At 43.5% G+C, this 18,826-nt stretch carries 20 protein-coding genes; 5 read left to right on the forward strand and 15 right to left on the reverse strand.

Features of this window, described 5'->3' with window-relative positions:
- Window positions 1–159: 159 nt before the first annotated feature.
- The 5 genes from HF888_RS09605 to HF888_RS09625 all read right to left on the reverse strand — a co-directional run bounded on the left by HF888_RS09605 (window position 160) and on the right by HF888_RS09625 (window position 4,580).
- Window positions 160–1,731, reverse strand: coding sequence for an IS1182 family transposase (locus tag HF888_RS09605; protein ID WP_007017105.1), 1,572 nt, complete (start codon window positions 1,729–1,731; stop codon window positions 160–162).
- Window positions 1,732–1,892: 161 nt separating this feature from the next.
- Complete coding sequence (locus tag HF888_RS09610; RefSeq protein WP_007017106.1) at window positions 1,893–2,147, reverse strand: hypothetical protein; 255 nt, start codon at window positions 2,145–2,147, stop codon at window positions 1,893–1,895.
- 86 nt (window positions 2,148–2,233) lie between these two features.
- A complete protein-coding gene (locus tag HF888_RS09615; protein WP_007017107.1) occupies window positions 2,234–2,620 on the reverse strand; it encodes a tautomerase family protein in 387 nt (128 codons plus the stop codon).
- 121 nt (window positions 2,621–2,741) lie between these two features.
- On the reverse strand, window positions 2,742–3,296 hold the full coding sequence (locus HF888_RS09620; protein WP_007017108.1) for a hypothetical protein: 555 nt from the start codon (window positions 3,294–3,296) through the stop codon (window positions 2,742–2,744).
- A gap of 267 nt (window positions 3,297–3,563) precedes the next feature.
- Window positions 3,564–4,580, reverse strand: a complete 1,017-nt coding sequence (locus HF888_RS09625) for an IS110 family RNA-guided transposase (protein WP_007017109.1) — start codon at window positions 4,578–4,580, stop codon at window positions 3,564–3,566.
- A 375-nt stretch (window positions 4,581–4,955) separates the two neighbouring features.
- Between HF888_RS09625 and HF888_RS09630 the strand changes: the two genes are divergently transcribed.
- The gene (locus HF888_RS09630; RefSeq protein WP_007017110.1) at window positions 4,956–5,915 is read left to right on the forward strand and encodes an integron integrase; all 960 of its coding nucleotides are present in this window, start codon (window positions 4,956–4,958) and stop codon (window positions 5,913–5,915) included.
- Between the two features lie 21 nt (window positions 5,916–5,936).
- Here HF888_RS09630 and HF888_RS09635 read toward each other — a convergent pair whose 3' ends face one another.
- The 4 genes from HF888_RS09635 to HF888_RS09650 all read right to left on the reverse strand — a co-directional run bounded on the left by HF888_RS09635 (window position 5,937) and on the right by HF888_RS09650 (window position 9,267).
- The gene (locus tag HF888_RS09635; protein WP_007017111.1) at window positions 5,937–6,971 is read right to left on the reverse strand and encodes an NADP(H)-dependent aldo-keto reductase; all 1,035 of its coding nucleotides are present in this window, start codon (window positions 6,969–6,971) and stop codon (window positions 5,937–5,939) included.
- Window positions 6,972–7,074: 103 nt separating this feature from the next.
- A complete protein-coding gene (locus tag HF888_RS09640) occupies window positions 7,075–7,782 on the reverse strand; it encodes a hypothetical protein (RefSeq protein WP_040297548.1) in 708 nt (235 codons plus the stop codon).
- Window positions 7,783–7,828: 46 nt separating this feature from the next.
- Window positions 7,829–8,086 (reverse strand): glutaredoxin family protein, encoded by a 258-nt coding sequence (locus HF888_RS09645; RefSeq protein WP_007017113.1) that lies wholly within the window; start codon window positions 8,084–8,086, stop codon window positions 7,829–7,831.
- Between the two features lie 53 nt (window positions 8,087–8,139).
- Window positions 8,140–9,267: a hypothetical protein gene (locus HF888_RS09650; RefSeq protein WP_007017114.1), complete on the reverse strand. Its 1,128-nt coding sequence runs from the start codon at window positions 9,265–9,267 to the stop codon at window positions 8,140–8,142.
- A gap of 85 nt (window positions 9,268–9,352) precedes the next feature.
- Here HF888_RS09650 and tsaA point away from each other — a divergent pair, with 85 nt between their 5' ends.
- The gene (gene tsaA, locus HF888_RS09655; RefSeq protein WP_007017115.1) at window positions 9,353–10,054 is read left to right on the forward strand and encodes a tRNA (N6-threonylcarbamoyladenosine(37)-N6)-methyltransferase TrmO; all 702 of its coding nucleotides are present in this window, start codon (window positions 9,353–9,355) and stop codon (window positions 10,052–10,054) included.
- Here tsaA and HF888_RS09660 read toward each other — a convergent pair.
- On the reverse strand, window positions 10,038–11,582 hold the full coding sequence (locus HF888_RS09660) for a fatty acyl-CoA reductase (RefSeq protein WP_007017116.1): 1,545 nt from the start codon (window positions 11,580–11,582) through the stop codon (window positions 10,038–10,040). The genes tsaA and HF888_RS09660 overlap by 17 nt on opposite strands.
- A gap of 258 nt (window positions 11,583–11,840) precedes the next feature.
- Between HF888_RS09660 and HF888_RS09665 the strand changes: the two genes are divergently transcribed.
- On the forward strand, window positions 11,841–13,307 hold the full coding sequence (locus HF888_RS09665) for a sensor histidine kinase (RefSeq protein ID WP_007017117.1): 1,467 nt from the start codon (window positions 11,841–11,843) through the stop codon (window positions 13,305–13,307).
- On the opposite strand, the gene HF888_RS09670 is transcribed toward HF888_RS09665, so the two are convergent.
- The gene (locus HF888_RS09670) at window positions 13,308–13,634 is read right to left on the reverse strand and encodes a hypothetical protein (protein ID WP_007017118.1); all 327 of its coding nucleotides are present in this window, start codon (window positions 13,632–13,634) and stop codon (window positions 13,308–13,310) included.
- A gap of 245 nt (window positions 13,635–13,879) precedes the next feature.
- Here HF888_RS09670 and HF888_RS09675 point away from each other — a divergent pair, with 245 nt between their 5' ends.
- Together HF888_RS09675 and HF888_RS09680 are read left to right on the forward strand one after the other, a co-directional pair.
- Window positions 13,880–14,164: an antibiotic biosynthesis monooxygenase family protein gene (locus HF888_RS09675; RefSeq protein WP_007017119.1), complete on the forward strand. Its 285-nt coding sequence runs from the start codon at window positions 13,880–13,882 to the stop codon at window positions 14,162–14,164.
- A gap of 127 nt (window positions 14,165–14,291) precedes the next feature.
- Window positions 14,292–15,320, forward strand: coding sequence for an AraC family transcriptional regulator (locus HF888_RS09680; RefSeq protein WP_007017120.1), 1,029 nt, complete (start codon window positions 14,292–14,294; stop codon window positions 15,318–15,320).
- Between the two features lie 143 nt (window positions 15,321–15,463).
- Here the strand turns inward: HF888_RS09680 and acpP are convergent, their stop codons facing one another.
- Genes acpP through fabA form a run of 4 tightly spaced genes read right to left on the reverse strand, consistent with a single transcriptional unit; the run spans window position 15,464 to window position 18,805 of the window.
- Window positions 15,464–15,703, reverse strand: coding sequence for an acyl carrier protein (gene acpP, locus HF888_RS09685; RefSeq protein ID WP_007017121.1), 240 nt, complete (start codon window positions 15,701–15,703; stop codon window positions 15,464–15,466).
- Window positions 15,704–15,734: 31 nt separating this feature from the next.
- The gene (fabV, locus tag HF888_RS09690) at window positions 15,735–16,946 is read right to left on the reverse strand and encodes an enoyl-[acyl-carrier-protein] reductase FabV (RefSeq protein WP_007017122.1); all 1,212 of its coding nucleotides are present in this window, start codon (window positions 16,944–16,946) and stop codon (window positions 15,735–15,737) included.
- A gap of 55 nt (window positions 16,947–17,001) precedes the next feature.
- Window positions 17,002–18,213 (reverse strand): beta-ketoacyl synthase N-terminal-like domain-containing protein, encoded by a 1,212-nt coding sequence (locus HF888_RS09695; RefSeq protein WP_007017123.1) that lies wholly within the window; start codon window positions 18,211–18,213, stop codon window positions 17,002–17,004.
- A gap of 25 nt (window positions 18,214–18,238) precedes the next feature.
- A complete protein-coding gene (gene fabA / locus HF888_RS09700) occupies window positions 18,239–18,805 on the reverse strand; it encodes a bifunctional 3-hydroxydecanoyl-ACP dehydratase/trans-2-decenoyl-ACP isomerase (RefSeq protein WP_050757999.1) in 567 nt (188 codons plus the stop codon).
- Window positions 18,806–18,826: the final 21 nt, after the last annotated feature.

Consider the following 18,826-nt stretch of genomic DNA (forward strand, 5'->3'; position numbering starts at 1 on the left):
CGTATAACGAGGCTGTAGAAAAACCAATTTTGAGACAGTGATTTCCTGCAGCCTATATTCTTTATTTAATTAGCTGTTAATTTGCCACATCAATTTTAATTATCAACCTTAAACACTAAAATAATGAAGATAAAACTATGAGGCAGCTATATGTCTATATTAATGACTTAATTGCCCGTAATTCGTTAACTTTTCAATATTATGAACCATACAATACAACTGCCATTGGGATTCAACTTTTGCCTTCCCTCGTAGACTAAAACGATTCAATCCTTTATTGGTTCCGATATTGGCAAAGACAGGTTCTACTACCGACATTCGGTGACTGTAAATCTGCTTGCCTTCTTGGCTATCGACTCTATGCTTCATCCAATCTGTGTATGTTGGCCCACGCTTATGAGATAGCGTAAATGAGACTTGTCGGCCACTGCCTTTTCTGTGATCAGCAGATGCTGGATTTTGCATGCACTTGGTTTTTAACTCACAGTTTCTGCATTGCATGATGCGACCATTAAAGAAGGCTTTTGGTGCTCCGGATTCTGAAGTTCGAGTATTTTGATAACTTAATGTTTCGCCGGCTGGGCAGACACAAATAAGATTAACAGGGTCAAAATGAAACTCGCTGGGTGGAATCACATTTCGAACATGGCTTTTTTTCTTTTCATTCTGATGACGCTTACCGTATTTTCTCTTTTGTCGTGCGAACTTAGGATCTCGGCTTCGAAACTGATTATCCGGCACGTAGGCATTAATACCCGATTCATATAGATATTTCATATTAGCTTCATTGGCGAAGCCCGTGTCGGCAGTCACTATGGTTTTCTTTTTGTAGATATCTTTGCTAATGCCTATTCGCTTATATCTTTCTCGCACTTTTTCTATAATAGGCCTCAACGTATGGTGTTCCTGGCCCTCTCCAAAGGCTTGCGCATCAATAATGATTTGATGCTTTTTATCGACCGTTGCCACACCATTGTAGCCTTGAATGGTTCCTTTACTGGTGGTCATCTTGCCTGACTGATTGTCGGTGATGTTACTTTTAACTTCCTGTTTTCTCTTGCCTTGCCCCATCCTTGGACTAGACGTCTTTAGGAACTTATCAATCTTATCGTAAGCATCAGATAAAGTTTTAATGGCTTGCTGAGCGCACTTGGCTCGTTCCTCACCAAGGGATTCGTTTTTATCGATCTTTTTATGCTCGGTAATATGATGCTTGATCAAGCGCTTTATCTTTGCTCGCTTTTCCTCTAATTCTTTAAAAGTACCTGACCATTCCTTTGCCGCATTGGATGACATCTTACATCCATCAATGGCAAACAGTTCGTTACCTAGCAATCCTTGCTCGTGACAGATTAAAAGGATCTGTTCAAATAGGTTTTCAATTTCAGAGGAATGACCGCTCACGAAGGAGGCAATGGTTGTGAAGTGGGGTACCGTATCGCAGGACAACGCCTTAAAAATGATATTGGTTTCGCAGCACCATTGAATCTCACGGCTAGAAGTAATGCCCTTGGAGTACGCAAACAAAATAATCTTCAACAAAATGGCTGGATCATAAGCAGGACGACCGCTACTGCTATTGTTGTAATTCGGATAGAAAATAGAAAGATCTAGCTTTTCATTAATCAAATAATGAACTGCGTACTCAAACGTTCCGGACTGCAATTGATCTTTGAAATTAATTACAACCATTGAGGTTTGATCGTAATTGTAAGGAATGAATTTTGGCATTGTCACACCTCCCTATGCGAAGGTGCATTTTACCAAAATTTATAAAAGAAATGGGGTTTTTCTACAGCCTCAACGCCCCAAGCAGGGGCAGATTTTGCGTTTTGAGCGCAGCGATGCAAAATTTGTCCCACTGCCTTGGCTTGTTAGGTTTACGCCCGGAATCATTCTATGCATTGCCTAGTTGGTAAAACGCCTGCATCGGCTTTAATGATGCAGCCATCCGAAGGTCCTTTGCATGAGACATGCATTTCTTTTTCGCAACCCGATACCGCATAAGAGTTAGCCCCAAGTGATTCAACAACAACAGCGTCAACTGAGCACTCCCAGTAATCTGAGGCAGCACAAGCGATAGCTTCCTCTGAAGCCTTGCACGCTGACAATATTGCCAGCATCACAAGCAGGTTCACTCTTCTCATGCCTTCTCCTAAAAACCTAACGCCGCCATAAACCGCGCGAGCTTGCGAGCGTCGGGCGACCGTAGGGAGCGAATTTAATGGCCTTGTTACACGTTGACTTTGTACTTAAGGTCATTTGCCTCATCACCAGTCATGCCTCTAAAGCCCCATTGGTATGGTTGCTGTTCTTTAATCGTAATTTCAACATCAACGGATGAAAGTCCAAGCTTGCTTTCTACTTCGCTAAATATAGCCTTGATAAGATCCTTTTGAGTCTCCGGCTTACGACCTGCCATCATGTTAATCTCGATGACTGTATAAGCATCGCTTCGGCCGCCTGGGTAATAAAAGTCCTCTCGTTCCAAAGGCACAATTCGGTGCGCGCGTTTGTCCTCTGGCATATCGAGAACACTTTGCATGCAGCTATGAATAACATCCGACAATCTTGCTTTTATCGGATTAAGTTTTTCTTTGATTCCATAAATTATGATCATGCTGATTCCTTAAGACGTGTAACGCCGCCAGAACGCGGCAATTTTGGAGTTGATTTTTTGTGGCAGCGTAGCGCCCGCCACAAAAAAGCGACGGAAGAATTGCTCGCCGTTACTGGCTTTGTTATGCCTTATCATGACCAATTTTCTGGTATAAAAGATCTCTTTTTCCCCAGAAATCATTTAGGTTGATATCAATATCATTAGTAAAAGTCACCGTGTAGTTCTTGCTTAGTCTCTCATTGCAGTTGACCGGTTCGCAGATCACCGCAAGCATTAAGGCCATTAGAATCATTTTTGATATTGTGATCTTCCCATCTTTGTAAATTAATACGTTTTCATCTACGACAGAAAGATTTTCACTAATTTCTCCGTCATGCAGTAATCCGTTGCGCACAGCCTTGTAATAGACGTGCGCAATGTCATACCGATCACCATTAGGATTTGGGAATGAAACAAGTGGCTTTGTATCGCCTTTAATACCTAATGACATGAAATAGATTAAAGACTCATGCTCTCTGATGAAATTTTTATAGCGTTCACCAACCTTCTTTTGTTTCGGCCATTTTCTTTTTGAGCTTACGTCAATGGCAATCGAAACCTGAATTAAAGCATTTTCTAAGTCGCCAGCGCTTATTTTTTGGATTGCCTCATCTAATCTACAGCCTACAGCACTCACTCGACCTCCCTATGCATAACATCTATGGACACCCCTGTTTTTTGCAAGCAAAATATTTAGTAACAAGAGTAGTTTTGCAGCCATCTATTCGGATTCTATTTAAGGCCTGCAGCCTTGATCCCTGATGAACTCCGCTGACTTGGCTCTAATCATTTTACCGTTTTCAAAGAAACGATGTTAGGCACAGAATCTCCAAGTCACGGTCTTACCTGTCTTGTCATCAACTATTTTACTAAGCAAAACTGGATGATCTTTAATTTAAAAGCTTTAGATTGTAGCGCAATACTGTGATTGCTTTGCAAGTATTGCCCATGCAATACGCACTAACTTGTTTGCCAATGCAACAATCACTTTATTTTTGTGCATTCGTTTGAGCAATGCCATGATCCATTCATGAAATGGCTTACCCTCTTTTGTGTGCCTAATTACTGCCCTAGCTCCATGAATAAACATACGTCTTAAATATGCGTCTCCACGCTTGCTTATACCAAGTAATAATGCCTTACCGCCACTCGAATGCTGACTCGGAACAAGACCTAGCCAAGCAGATAGTTGACGGCCAGATTTAAATTCCTTTGCATCACCAATACTTGCGACCAATGCCGAAGACGTTAACCGCCCTACACCCGGAATTTCTTGAACCTTCTTGCACTGTTCACTTTTACGACTTGCAGAATCAATCTGCCTATCTAATTCCTCTAAGTAAGCTTCGATATCAACCAAACGCGTGTGCATAAGCTTGATATGATTCAACAGCATGCTTGGTATCTTGCTTTCTAATACCCCAAAATCTTCTCGGAACCACTTTCTAAGTCGAAATCTTCCTGCCGGTATTGATATACCAAACTCATGGAGACTAGCTCTTATTCGATTTATTAGGGAAGTGCGATCCCGAACAACACCGTCACGTTCCCGATGCAATAAAAGCAGTGCTTGCTGCTCTTCACTCTTAACTGTCACAAATCGCATCGTGGGGCGACTAACAGCTTCACATATAGCCTCAGCATCAGCACTATCATTCTTGTTTGTCTTAACATAAGGCTTTACGTATTGTGGCGGCATCAGCCTCACCTTATGACCGAGCTTTTTTATCTCTCGAGCCCAGTAGTGAGCGCTGCCGCAGGCTTCCATCCCTACGAGACAAGGCTCTATGTTTGCCAAAAACTTTAATACTTGGTTTCTACGCAGCGCTTTATTTAGGAGCTTCTTTCCATACTCATCAAAAGCACATACTTGAAAAACAGACTTAGCTAAATCAATACCTATTGCATGAATCTGGTTCATAACAACCTCCTATTTAACTGACCAACTCAGTATAGAAGGGGTGTCCATTTCATTATTTTAATAATGCGCGTGCGCGTTTTTCCGGTTTCGGAGATAAGGCGCAATCGAAGCTAAGTATTTGAAAGTAATGGTTTTTTTGGAGAATTCCATTTCATGCTCAGCGGCAAAAACGCGCATGCTCGTTTTTCCAGAAACACGAGGTCCTCTATGCACAGCGCTTGATTTTATAATGCCTTGATTTTGCAGGTTTTTTCTAAGAACCGCCAGTATAAACGCGCATTTTTTGTGCGCGTTTATACTGGCATCTGTGTTGATTTTCTCTTTTTTAGAAATACACTGTATATATATACAGACCTAAAAAGAAGGGATTGAAGCATGGCAAGGAGCCCATTTTTAGACAAGGTGCGCAACCGTATGCGCATGGCTGGTTACAGTGAACGCACGATCAAAACCTATATTTATTGGATTAAGTATTTCATTCATTTCCATGGTAAGCGTCACCCAGAAACCCTCCATAATGATGAGGTTTGTAGCTTCCTATCTCATCTCGCTTCAAATAAACATATGGCAATTAACTCTCAAAAGACAGCATTAAATGCTTTAGCTTTTTTATACAACCAGTTCCTAAAGCAGCCATTAGGAGATCTGGGCTTTGTTTACGCTCAAAGGCAGAGACGATTACCACAGGTGCTCACTCAGCAAGAGGTGAAACGCATTATCAATGAGCTTGGTGAACGTGATCGTTTAATCGTTTCATTAATGTATGGTTCGGGTTTGAGGATTAGCGAGTGTCTGCGCCTTAGAGTTAAGGATATCCACTTTGAGACTGGCAGTCTGGATGTGATTGATGGCAAGGGTGGTAAAGATCGTAAAACTATTTTGAGCAAGAATATTGTTGGTGATTTACAAAATCAGATACAAAACTCAATAGCCCTGCAGGAAAAAGATAACTTGAGTGGGCTTGGCCCTTCCCTTCCGGGTGCGCTTGGCCGTAAATTACCCAATGCGTATCGCCAACCTGCTTGGATGTTTGTTTTTCCATCAACCACTATTTGCAAACATCCAATTACAGGTATCCATTGTCGTCATCACTTGCACGAAACGGTTATGCGCAAGGCTTTAGCTAAGGCTTGTAAATCGGCTGGCATTTATAACAAGAGAATTACTTGCCATACTTTTCGTCATTCTTTCGCCACTGAGCTTTTGCGGGCAGGTAGGGATATCAGAACCGTTCAAGAGTTGCTGGGTCACAAAGATGTCTCAACGACACAAATTTATACTCATGTCGTTGGACAACATTTCGCGGGGACTGATAGCCCCCTAGATTTGATTTAATTGCGTTTTAAAACTATGCGTTTATGGCGCTGGGTTACTATAGCGCTTGTGAATGGCATTAATCTCATCAATGATTTCTTGCTTGAGTTCAATATTGATTGAATCAATATTTTCTTTTAATTGCTCCATATTAGTCGCGCCAATAATATTAGCGGTTAAAAAGCCTTGCTGGTTTACAAACGCTAATGCTAGCTGTGTCGGTGTTAAGCCATTGTCTTTGGCGAGTTCTGCATAGAGCTTAGTTGCTGCTGTTGCTTCGTCATTGGTGTAGCGCGAGAAACGCTCCCACAACGTTAGGCGCGCGTTAGCGGGTGCGTCGTTTAGGTATTTACCAGTTAGTACGCCAAAGCCCAATGGGCTGTAGGCAAGTAAACCAATCTGCTCGCGCCAGCTGATTTCTGCCAAACCTACTTCGTAACTTCTGTTCAATAAGTTGTAGGGGTTTTGAATACTTACTGGGCGATCAAAGCCTTTTTCATCACAGATTTGCAAAGCTTTCATCACACCCCATGGGGTTTCATTACTAAAGCCCCAGTGTCGTATCTTACCCGCTTGCTTGAGTTCATTCAGCGCGCTTAACGTTTCTTCTAGATCTGTACTTTGTTCTTCCTGTTTTGGAGTAAAACCTAATTGACCAAAGAAGTTGGTATTGCGATCAGGCCAGTGTAATTGATAGACGTCGACATAGTCTGTTTGCAGTCGTTCTAAACTCGTATCTATGGCTTGCATGATATGGTCACGGTTCAAGCGCGAGCCACCGCGAATATGACTTAACCAATCGCCAGGCCCTGCCACTTTGGTAGCCATGATGATGTCTTCACGTTTTTTATGCTTGGCAAACCAAGTGCCGATGTACTGTTCAGTTAACCCTTGGGTTTCGGGCTTAGGCGGTACTGGGTACATTTCAGCCGCATCAAAAAAGTTGATGCCCTGTTCTACGGCGTAATCCATTTGTTCATGTGCTTCGGCTTCGGTGTTTTGTTCACCCCATGTCATGGTGCCCAAACAAATACGACTGACGTCAATAGATGTATTGCCCAGCTTTGAATGCTTCATACCTGCCCTCGCTCATTCGATTTAGAGTCTTGTAAAACAAAAAACCAGAGACGTGCTCTGGTTTTTTAGTCTATGTTAACGTGCTGCTAAATACGTAACAGTGCTATTTTTGGATTTTACAGTTGCGCCACTCACAACGAATCAACATGAAGCTATCATCTGCGCAGGTTGCCTCTAAGACCTCATTTGGTCCGTTTGCTTTTAGTGTACGCACCTTAGGCTTCACACAACCTTGGCGTTTTACTAAACGCTCTACAGTATAAGCACTGCGTGAATATTGCTCACCTTTCTGCTTCTCTAGGCGGCTTATTTTTAGGTAGTGATCATCGCCTTGCGCTTCTCGCTCTTGCTGCAATTTAACCAATACGGGGTAGTGCTCGGACTCTTGCTGTAAATCACGATCACCATCGCGGTATTCGCTCATGACGTTCATACAGGCCTTTTCTTTGTCATCACCCGCCAGTAATGCTTTCACATTCTCTTCGGCGGCATGCACGATGTCGAAAGTGAGACCCATGGCATATCGTGCTCCGGTTTCTAAACGATCATCGGTAAGTGTTACAACATTGTAACTTAGGCCATAGTCTGCCGCTTTTACCAAACCACCATTGCGCTTCCACCAACTACGCTGACCGCGCCAAGCAGACTGCTTGGCAGAAGTGCTAACATCTGTGCATTCTTCTTGAAGTTTTCGCAGCGTTACATCTTCGATGAGTGCGTAACTGATGGCTTGTTCTTGGGGTGTTCGAGATGGGCCACTACAAGCCACCAATGACAATGCGACAACCGCCGCTAAAACAGTCTTGATCACAATAAACTCCTTGCTTTGATTTTTCTTGAGTATAGTTGAAACCGATTTAAACGGCATTGATGCTACGCAGCCATTGTTCGCATTGGCTCTCATCAAATGGCCAACCTAAATCTTGTGTTTGCGTATCATCTTTTAGTCGCACTACGGGAATGCGAATACCATACAATTCTGTCAGTTTTGGATCATCTGCGATGTCCACCTGCTCAACTTTTATGCCATACATTTTGGCCACAGAATAGACAATGGGTTCTGCTAATTCGCATAAGTGGCAGCCCAATGTACCGAGTAATTCTATTTTTTTCATAATACAACGTCTTTTTAGTTTTCGCACTTTAGCATGAATCCCTTTGACTCACCTTAAGAACGCACGCCCAGTATGACCGGCGTCACGCTCAGGGTAATGCCAACCGAACTCGCACCCTCATCCGATAAGATAAAATAACCACCGAGCCCCCAGCCATTCTGATGTTGAAAAATCGGAAATATATTTATATTGAGTTGCGCGCTGGGATACACACTTAAGGCTGCACTGGCCATCAATGAACCCTTACGATCCCAGTAGGTGTTTATCGCCAAAGTATATTCATCAGCCACATCGCTAGCGCTAAATTGATATCCTCGATCATGTTTTTCACGCTCAATGATTTCATCGCGTTTGGGAATTAATACATCACTTCCAAGCAACACAGTGAAATACTCAAATTCCATATCATCAAGCGGAAAAGAAAAACCAACTCCGTTGGCAGGCATACCAGTAGCCACTGCCCACTTCGTGCCTTCACCGAATCGAAATAAATAGCTTTCACCTTGATTGAATAAGCCCTGATCGTAAGGATCGATCACTGGCTGCCCAGGCCAATAATAGTATTCTCGTGTGCCGCTGTTAAACCATTTTGCAAAACCATCGAAGGAAAATGCAATCATCCCGGCCACGTTAAAATATAAGTCCGCAACTGGGTCAAGTCGTTGCTCCCAGGGGAGTTCAATTTCCGCGACTTCGTTCGTAATTTGTGCGGCCGTAACGGTAGAGATCGCGAGAATTTTTGGCCAATATTGCCCAGTAACTCCATGGTAGCGGTAGTATTCTTCCATCTTTCGCGTGAGCATGCCCTCACCTAAAAAATGCAACGTATAATTGGGTACCCAAGCGCCGGATTCATGTGCGAATGGAATAAACTCTTTTTCTAGTGCACTCTGATAACCGCCACTTGCTTCGAATACATCTTCTTGATGGCTGAGTGCCTCTTTCCACTGTGACCAGCCTTCATCGAAGCGAACGTCGTCAAGACGATTGGTGGTCCCTAAACGCCCAGGTACAACCAACCCAACGTTAATCAATACATTCAGTGGACCAAATTGCGACTCGCTGCCATAGTCTTGGCCATAATAGAACAAGCTATCATCTGGTGCCGACTGAACCCACAAGGCATGAATGGACATACCTATGAGAACGACAATGTTGAGAAAAACGTTCGGAGTTTTCATTCAGATTCGATGTTTCTTTTTATGGCGCGGGCAAGCTTATCATGTTTAAAGGCTTTATAATGACCGCATAAGATATGGAATACGTATGAAAATCGAATTACAACCCATTGGCTATATTAACAGCCCCTACCACGAGAAGTTCGCTACGCCCCGCCAACCCGGATTGGTGTCACAAGCACAAGGCTATGTTGAGCTCGTGTCACCATACAATCAGGCCGATTCGGTAGCCGGATTAGAAACATGCTCACATATTTGGATAGAGTTTGTGTTTCACGAAGTAATGAACCAAGGGTGGAAACCCAAAGTAAGACCACCGCGCTTGGGCGGCAATGAAAAAATGGGCGTATTCGCCACACGCTCGACTCATCGTCCCAATCCCATTGGCCTATCTGTCGTAAAACTCGATCGTATTGATATCAATAACGGCGTGAGGTTATGGATCAGCGGATTGGACTTAATCGACGGCACGCCGGTTGTCGATATCAAACCCTATGTGCCCTATAGCGATTGCTTGCCTGATGCTCAATATCCCTTTGCTCAAGACAAGCCGCCTGCTATTGATGTTATATTTAGCCAAGCCTGCGAAACGCGGTTGAATAATCAACCACAGCTAAAAACGTTTTTATTACAAGTACTAGAGCAAGATCCTAGACCTGCGTTTCATAAGTTTGACCAAGAACGCGAATACGGCGCGGCATTGATGCAACACAATGTAAAGTGGCGTTATCAAAAAGATGACTCGGGCAATATTTCTCTATACGTTGAATCTATTACGCCGCTTGCCTGATGGTTTCGCGCTTACGCTTTTTCACATGCTTGGGCTTCAGTTCCTGCCTGTCCGCTAGGGCGTATTTGTGTAGTCCATCCATGTGTACCTCTTGCAAATAATATTTCCAATCAAAGTGATCGGCGCGAATATCGTATAAGCGCTGTTCTGTGGTGTCGAACTGCTTGACTAACTGTTCAAGTTTCTGACTACTAAAACGATAATTAGGGGCGGTATAAAAACCAAAAATATTCGCCAGTGACGCCGTGGTTTTCGCTTTTAACATATGCTGCGACGCAGCGTTGGAACCGAACACTCGTCCGATAATCGTTTTTGCCCAAGTGATAGCCGTGAAGCCACTCATATACAATTTGAAACGTTTTGGGGAAACCGTTTTGAAGGCTTCTTGTGGCTTATCTGCGAACAATTTTGGCCACTCCTGATAGCGAGCTTGCGCCACGTTTTGAATATGGCGAATAAACTCCTTCAACTTTATGGGATTGCGACTACCGCTACAGCACTGATAAATGCGATACCCCGTCTGCTGATTAGATTCCATTAATTGCGCCGCTGACAAGGCTGCCGCATTAGCCACCAAATCCACAGGAATGACGTCAAGGATGCCTTCATCACGACCTGGGAAAATAGAAACACGACCCTTGGCGTAAGCGTAAATCAACGCATCCGCTACTTTCACGCCCTCGACCCAACCCGGCGCAGGTTCACGTACAGCACTCTCGATAATACTCGGACGCAAAATAGTTAAACTCTGCTTACCCAGTTTTTGAATGAGTAGCTGCTCACCTAACCACTTTGTGAATGTATAGGTATCGTTCCAACCAAAATGCTGGCTGGTCTTTATGCCTAATTTAATCAGTGCTTGTTCTTGTTGTTCTATGTCTGTTTTGCGCTTTTTGACCTGCTCTATCTGGCTATGTACTCGTTTAAAAACCGAATCGATGTCATAACAATCCTGAGACAACTGTGGGATCAGTCCGCTTGCTGGACCAACCACTTCTTCATTGATTTGACCTTTATTGAAACCGTTTACATAACATGTAGATATCTGCATCACCGGCGTTTGAGCGGCCACATTGTACTGCGCTAACGCAATGATATTGTTTAAACACAAGGTGTTGATGTTGAGCGCTTTCTCAAGGTTTTCGCGGAAATTAACACTGGCAGCGGAGTTAATAATTAAGTCCAGTTGATTGGCCAAACCCGCAAATTCAGCACTAGGCAAATCAAACATGGGTTGTGTCAATTCACCTTCCACCAGATTGATTTTTGATTGCACCCATTCTTCAAAGTGCTCGCCATGCTGCTCTTTCAGGCGCTCAAAAATACTGGAGCCGAGGATATCGTGTTGAAAACGCTTTTTGGCTGAAACTTTGCCACCGCGCACCAAAATGTGGATTTGTGCTAGCTGCGGTACACTGTACAAGAGCTTTTCTAAAATAGCTTTGCCTAAAAAACCTGTCACACCCGTTAAAAAGATGTGCTTACCTTTGAGAGACTGAGACACTGAAAATGCAGAATACTGACTCATAGGACGCCTTACATATTGTTTTTATTATTTTTAAATACTGTTTTACTCTGTAAAATGGCGCGATGCACCCGGACAGTCCACTTGTTGGACAATATATTCCAATGAATCGCTATCATGCATCACTGGAGCGCTGGCTGTGCGCATTATATGAGCTAAACAGAGCGGTTAAGTCTCTGCTAATCTTATAAAAAGTTCAAATCATGATGGAAACTATCGACATTGACGGTCCTCACTCGACATAACAGCCTCTTTAGGCGGATGCTTTCTGTTGCGATCCCAGTAACTTTGCTGGTTGGTGTGCTTTACGCCGGCATCATATCCGTTATCGAAACGCAAAGTTTGAAGAACCGCCAGACCGAACAGGTCATTGCTAACGTGGCTCAATTGGCGCAAGTCGTCGCTATCCCGACATGGAATCTGGATCAACAATTTATCGCCAGCTATCTGGAGCAATACGCACTCAGCCCCTATATAAAGTGTATAGAGCTACTAAGTGATGCCAGCCTCAAAGAGTATGCACCAAAGGGCTGCGAACACCCTAAAGATGGCGCTTCGTTGCATAGCGAGCCTATTATCTATGAAGATCAATATATCGGTGTTGTCGTCGCTTCGTTCGAGATCGAACTCGATCAAGACCGATTAATGTTCATTCTATTGAGCCGCATTCCTGTCGCGCTTATGGCACTTCTGACCATATTTGCCGTTTTCTTCTTACTTTTTAACCGTTGGGTCATGGGCCCTATCCAGGCCATGATCAGCAGTTTACAAGAGTTTCAGCGCACCAGCATTCATCAACCAGTAGATTGGCAAAGCAATGATGAAATGGGCACTTTGGTGAACACCTTTAACAGAACACAAGTATTGCAAGTAGAGCACGATGAGATGCTGCTCTCAGAGAAAGAAAAAGCTGAACAGGCTTTGCGCGAATTACAGAGCGCTCAAGACCAGTTAGTCGAAAGTGAAAAAATGGCGTCTCTAGGCTCTTTGGTAGCAGGCATAAGCCATGAAATTAATACCCCCCTAGGTGTCGCACGCACAAGTGCCAGCCACGTGGAGGACTCTCTCAATCAGATTCGTATTCGCTTTGAAGAAGGCACGATCACAAAGCAAGACATGAAAAACTTTTTAGATGTTACGTCTGATGGAATACGCCTAATGACAATCAATTTGGTGCGCGCTAGTGAGCTCATGACCAGTTTCAAACAAGTAAGCTCAGATCAAAGTCACGATGAAATACGTGAATTCAGTCTATACGATTATTTGCAAGAGACCCTATACACGCTGAAACCGAATCTAAAACGCTATCAAATTGCTGTTTTATTGGATTGCGACGATGATTTAATTATCCGCAGCTACCCAGGGGCCTTTTCACAAATTTTAACGAATTTGGTCATGAATAGCCTGACCCATGCCTATGATGTAGAAGACCAAGGTACGATTCATATCGAAGTGACCACTCAGGATGATGATATCCAGATACACTATCAAGATGATGGGCGCGGCATGTCAGAGGACGTTCAACAAAAAATATTCGACCCGTTTTTTACCACTCGTCGAGGCGAAGGTGGAACCGGACTTGGAATGCACATTGTCTACAACATTGTTAATCACAAGTTGCGCGGCAGCATAAAGGTCAGTTCTGAGCTGGGCCGAGGTACCCATTTTACAATGCGGCTACCTCAACAAATCGAAACCAAAGACTCCCAAACAAAATTCGGAGACTGATTAGTACCCGCGAGACACCTCGCCTGCCGTCATGCATTGAATCTGTGCACGACTCTCTACATATAAATCGCGCCAGCCCATGCGGTCTGCCTCTATCATAATGGCAAGATCAGATTCTTCATCCAACGTGGCTAATTGTTGGTTTAATTCTTGTTCGCTAATCGGATCAGGGCATTTAAAATCATAACTTTGTACAAAATCCTGCAAAACCGATAACTCTAATCCATGAGCGTTGGCTTTCGCAGATAGATCAAGGTCTGATTCTGCCATCGCGTTGCTAGATAGCAAAACCACGGCGGCTAGTGCATAAGTCATTACCGTACGCATGAAATTTCTCTTTTAAATAGTAAGTAGCCAATCATGTCATTAACGTGTGACATTTTTGTGGCCTAAGTGAAGGATGATACGCATTTTACTCAGATTGGCAGAGTTAGACTAGCGATCACTTTGCATCACACAGTGGCCGCAATAGTAGCATCTCAACGCTATTAGGGATAAAGTCTTGTTATGGCTTGATTTTTCAGACAAGCAGCACTATCTGTAATGTAAACAGCGCAATAAATGGAATCGCTATGATCAAGGTAATTATTGAACGCAATATCGCAGAGGGGTTGGAGCCCAACTATCTACAGGCTGCGCGAGATACCCTCAAAGCAGTGCTTGATGCACCTGGATATATTTCTAGTGAATCACTGGTGGATATCAACAAACCAAATCACAAGTTGATCATTACCAACTGGACCTCTATTCAAGCATGGGACCGCTGGTATCAAAGTGCAGAGCGCAAACAGGTCATTTCTCAAATTGCACCAATCTTAGACGGTGATGAGAAAATCACAATTACGGAAATTCGTTAGCGGATTTAATTTTTGCTAACGACAAAAGTAGGAATAAAATAGCCTGTTCAAACTAGGCTATTTTGCCTATTATGCTGGCCAACTCGAATAATCAAACGCTTGAGATTAGCGTTGTCGTGGAGGCCATATGGAATCTGCCATCATGTCATCACAGCCCGAACCCACCATCGGTATCGCCTCAGCTCGTGCTTTGATTGAGTACTATCAAAACTTTGATTGGTCTCCTTCAGATATCGCACGTCACCTTGGCTGTGATATCGCTTTACTAACTGAAGAAGAACAACGTCTTCCATACAATTTGTATGAGCGCATTTGGCAACTGGCCAAAGAACTCAGCCACGACGAAGCCTTGGGCCTTACTATCGCTTCGAAAGATACGTTTGCCGACTTAGGTCTAGTCGCCCATGTAGTCTATAACAGCCCCACTTTACGCGAAGGACTACAACATTATCAGCGTTTATTTTCCGTCGTGAATGAAGCAATCAAACTTGAATTCACTGAAGAAAATAACGAAGGTATTTTAGTATTCAAGTACTTTAACGCAGAGCAATACAATCAGTCTGACATGGAGCGTACTTTAGGTATCGTCGTGAAGCGTACACAGACCGCGATAGGCCCTATGGCGAAATTCACCTGCGCTAAATTTGCTCATAGTAAACCAGACTATGCAGCTGCATATGAAGAATTATTCCCTTGTAAAGTCAGTTTTGAGAGTGAATTTTGTGAGCTACGCTTTGATGCTCAAATGCTTAACCTAAAGCCGAAGCGTCGCAATCCTCATATTGGCAGAGCCACCCTCAACTATGCGAATCAAATTTTATCTCGACTGTTTAAGCGCTCCATCAGCGATAAAGTGCGCCGTTTGGTAGAGGTCAATATTGCAGACAGTGAGTTTGACGCAGAACAAGTGGCAAAAGCGCTAAACATGAGTAGACAAACACTGTATCGTAAACTGAAAAACGATAATTCGTCTTATAGTGATATTGTTGAAGCAGTTAAAAAAGAGAAGGCATTTAAGCTTTTGAAAACCACCAGTACACCCTTAACTGTCATCGCTTATGATTTAGGTTTTTCTGAATTGAGTGCGTTTACACGAGCATTTAAACGTTGGACGGGCTTGTCACCGGCGGAGTTTCGCCGTCAAAATCAACTTTAGATTATTGACTATCGTTAATAATCAATTGCCAAATGCTTTATAGTTTATGAAGAAAAGAAGCACCGCCTAGCAGGTCTACTCCATTCCCCCGAACACCATAAACTTTGCTAGGCAAAGCATTTGGCAAATGAAACCATATAAGTTTATGCAGTCTCTAGCGACTGAACAAACTCGACAATATCTTTTACAGTCGTTAATTTTTCAGCTTTGTCTTCTTCGATTTCGCAATCGAATTTTTCTTCTAAAGCCATCAACAACTCAACAGTATCCAATGAATCTGCACCCAAATCTTCAATGAAATGTGATTCCATTTTCACTTGGTCTACTTCTACGCCGAGTTGCTCTACGACAACTTCTACTACTTGATTATAAATATCGGACATTGCTTTCTCCTTTTAAGAAATCAGTTTTATTTTATACTGCTTCGCTCAAGTGCGAGCGATATTCGAAACTACAGGTTGCCGGTGGCATTAATGGATCGGGTTTGTTTTCGTAATCAATGAAGTCATGTTCAAATCCAAATTGCTTAAGGAACGCCTGTCGAAAATCATCAACATTGATGATTTCTTTCAGGTTGTCCTCTGTCACCATCTCTAATAATTCATTAACGCGCTTTTGCGTGATGGGATCGCGTTCGATGTCATCGACTCGAATCTTGATATCATTGTCGTTTTGCATGAACCCATCGCGGTACATACGCAAAACCTGATCCAGTGTTGATTCATAAGTGCCTCGCTGTTTTTGTATTTGATGCAAGGCAGAAATATACAGAGGTAAACTTGGAATTACTGAACTCGAAGGCGTCACTAGTGCTTCGAACAAACCGATATGCGCTCTACCCTTAATGCCTTTTAGTTTTTGATCTAAAGCAATAGCAGTTTCATGTAAGTGACGCTTGGCTGCACCCAGGGTACCGCGACCATATATCGCTTGCGTTTGTTCAGGGCCTAAATAGCTATACGCAATCGTTTTGAAGTTTTCCGCCAAAACACCCGCTTTTTGCAAACGTATCACCCAGTTCTGCCAGTCTTCACCACCCATCACTTTAACAGTAGCTTCAACCTCTTCGGGTGTGGCTGTATCCAATTGCAATGGGCGCAATTTCCCTTTCACGATATCCAGCGTAGTGCCAGTAAAATTTTCATGTATGGGCTTAATAGTACTTTGATAGTCACCAACACCTTCAATCGATCGTCTAGGAGCGGCTAGAGAATATACAAGCACCTCAAGCTTTTTGCCTTGCTGTTGTAATTTTTGAATGACCCAGTCTTTAGCTTTTTCTTGAAACGCATCTTGGTTGGTACTCAATGCCGTACGATTGGAACGACGCGCATAGTATTCTAAGGCTTGGTTATTGTACCAACCAGCACTACCAAATTTGTGTGCCTGACCAGCGCGTTCATAATATACACCCAGCGTGTCCATGCCGTAGGCAAAGCTAAGTGCGATACGTGAAGCCAAACCAATACCAGAGCTGGCACCCACGACTAAAGCTGTCTTGCCATCTAAATCGGTATTGATGCGATTATCTAATGCATCCATGACTTGTTCATGAACGTTGTAGTAGCAACCTTTGGGGTGTGCATTTGTGCAAATATTGTTTTTTATTCTCGCTTTGTAACTCATAAACCCTCCGAATTCTTTGAAATACTGTTATTGCGTGCTGTTTGCTTATACACCTTTAGGCTTGCTTCATAATCAAGCAGGCGTTGGTCCCACCAAAGCCAAAGCTATTGCTAAGAGCGGTACTGAATGATTGATCCAAACGCTGACGAAGAAGCGGCATGTCTTGCGCGATGTCTTCGGGGTTTTCAAGATTGGCACTGGCTGCTAAAAATCCCTCTCGCATCATGATCAGGCTGAAAATAAATTCATGAACACCTGCTGCACCCAAACCATGACCAGAAAGAGATTTGGTGGAGCTGATATAAGGTATGTTGTTTTCAAAAACGTTTTTAATGGCTTGAAGTTCGGTAAGATCCCCGCGCGGTGTGCTGGTCCCATGAGTATTGATGTAGTCAACCGTTTCTAATCCAGCATCATTTAGCGCGTGCTTCATAGCACGCTCTGCTCCTTCACCACTTGGGGCCACCATGTTGTCACCATCACTGCTTTGACCAAAACCAATGACTTCGCCAATGATGTTTGCGCCTCGTTCTTGAGCGGTTCCCCAATCTTCCAAAACGACGATGCCGGCACCACCACTAATGGCAAATCCATCGCGATCCAAATCGTAAGGCCGCGATGCCTTGCTTGGTTCGTCATTACGTTTTGTCGTAAGCGCACCCATCGCATCGAATTGCATCGCATGGGACCAGTGAGCTTGATCAACCCCACCTGCAACAACACGCTTTTGCAAACCGGTTTTAATGAGTTGATAACCTTGACCAATACAATGAGCACTGGTGGCACAAGCCGAAGAAACTGAATAACTGGGGCCGCGAATTTTAAATGCGGTCGCTAGGTTCGCGGATGGCGCACTACCCATTTCTCGCGTTACGCGGTAGGGACCGACTTTTTTGATGCCCGACTTTTCCAACACATTAATTGCGTCTACTAGATCGTCACTGGCGACGCCGCCCGCGCCGACGATCAAAGCTGTCGATTCGTCGCTCAATTCTGTTTGTGTTAATCCCGCTTGCTCTACTGCATTTTTCATTGCCACATAGCACCATTCACCATTGGTACCCATAAAGCGGCGTAATTTACGATCAATATTCTCTACTTCTGGACAATCAATAAATCCACTAACGTGAGAACGCAGACCCTTTTCAATAAAAGATTCATTGATACGGATTCCGCTTTTGCTCAGGTGCAACGATTGAGCTACCGTTTTCCAATCGTTTCCTAAACTGGATACCAATCCAACACCCACAACAGCCACACGATTCATTGATTGCTCCATCATTATGCTCGGGCTAAAACATGCCCACTTTTATATCTTTCGCTTGATAAATCAGTTTGCCATCTACAAGTACATCCCCATCAGCCACGACCAAGGTACAGGCTGCTGATTTAATCTTTTTGATGTGTACTTGAAACTGTAATAACTGGTTACTTGGCAATACTTCTCCCAAGAATTTCAGCTCGCCAACACCTAACGCTCGGCCTTTTCCTTTGGCACCTTTAAATGCCAAAAACAAACCAAGGCTTTGCCACAAACCCTCGATACCCAAACAACCCGGCATAATCGGATCGCCAGGGAAATGGCATTTGAAGAACCATAAGTCGGGGTGAATTTTCATTTGAGCAATGACCTGACCTTTTCCATAACGCCCACCTTGCTCGCTTATTAGCGGAACATGATTAAGGAGTTTTAATTCTCCTTGAGGTAGTTGCGCACCATGCATAGCATCCAATATGGACTCTACGTCTTGGTTAATCACATCCTTTACCGCGTTCATATCTTCACCCTCTTTCATTGAGCCTAGTCCGATGCCATCAATACGATGAATTAAGGTTATCCTGCGGCGATTAGATTGCATTTTTATGACCGCGACAAAAGC

The sequence above is a fragment of the Bermanella marisrubri genome, assembly GCF_012295615.1.
Lineage (GTDB): Bacteria > Pseudomonadota > Gammaproteobacteria > Pseudomonadales > Oceanobacteraceae > Bermanella > Bermanella marisrubri.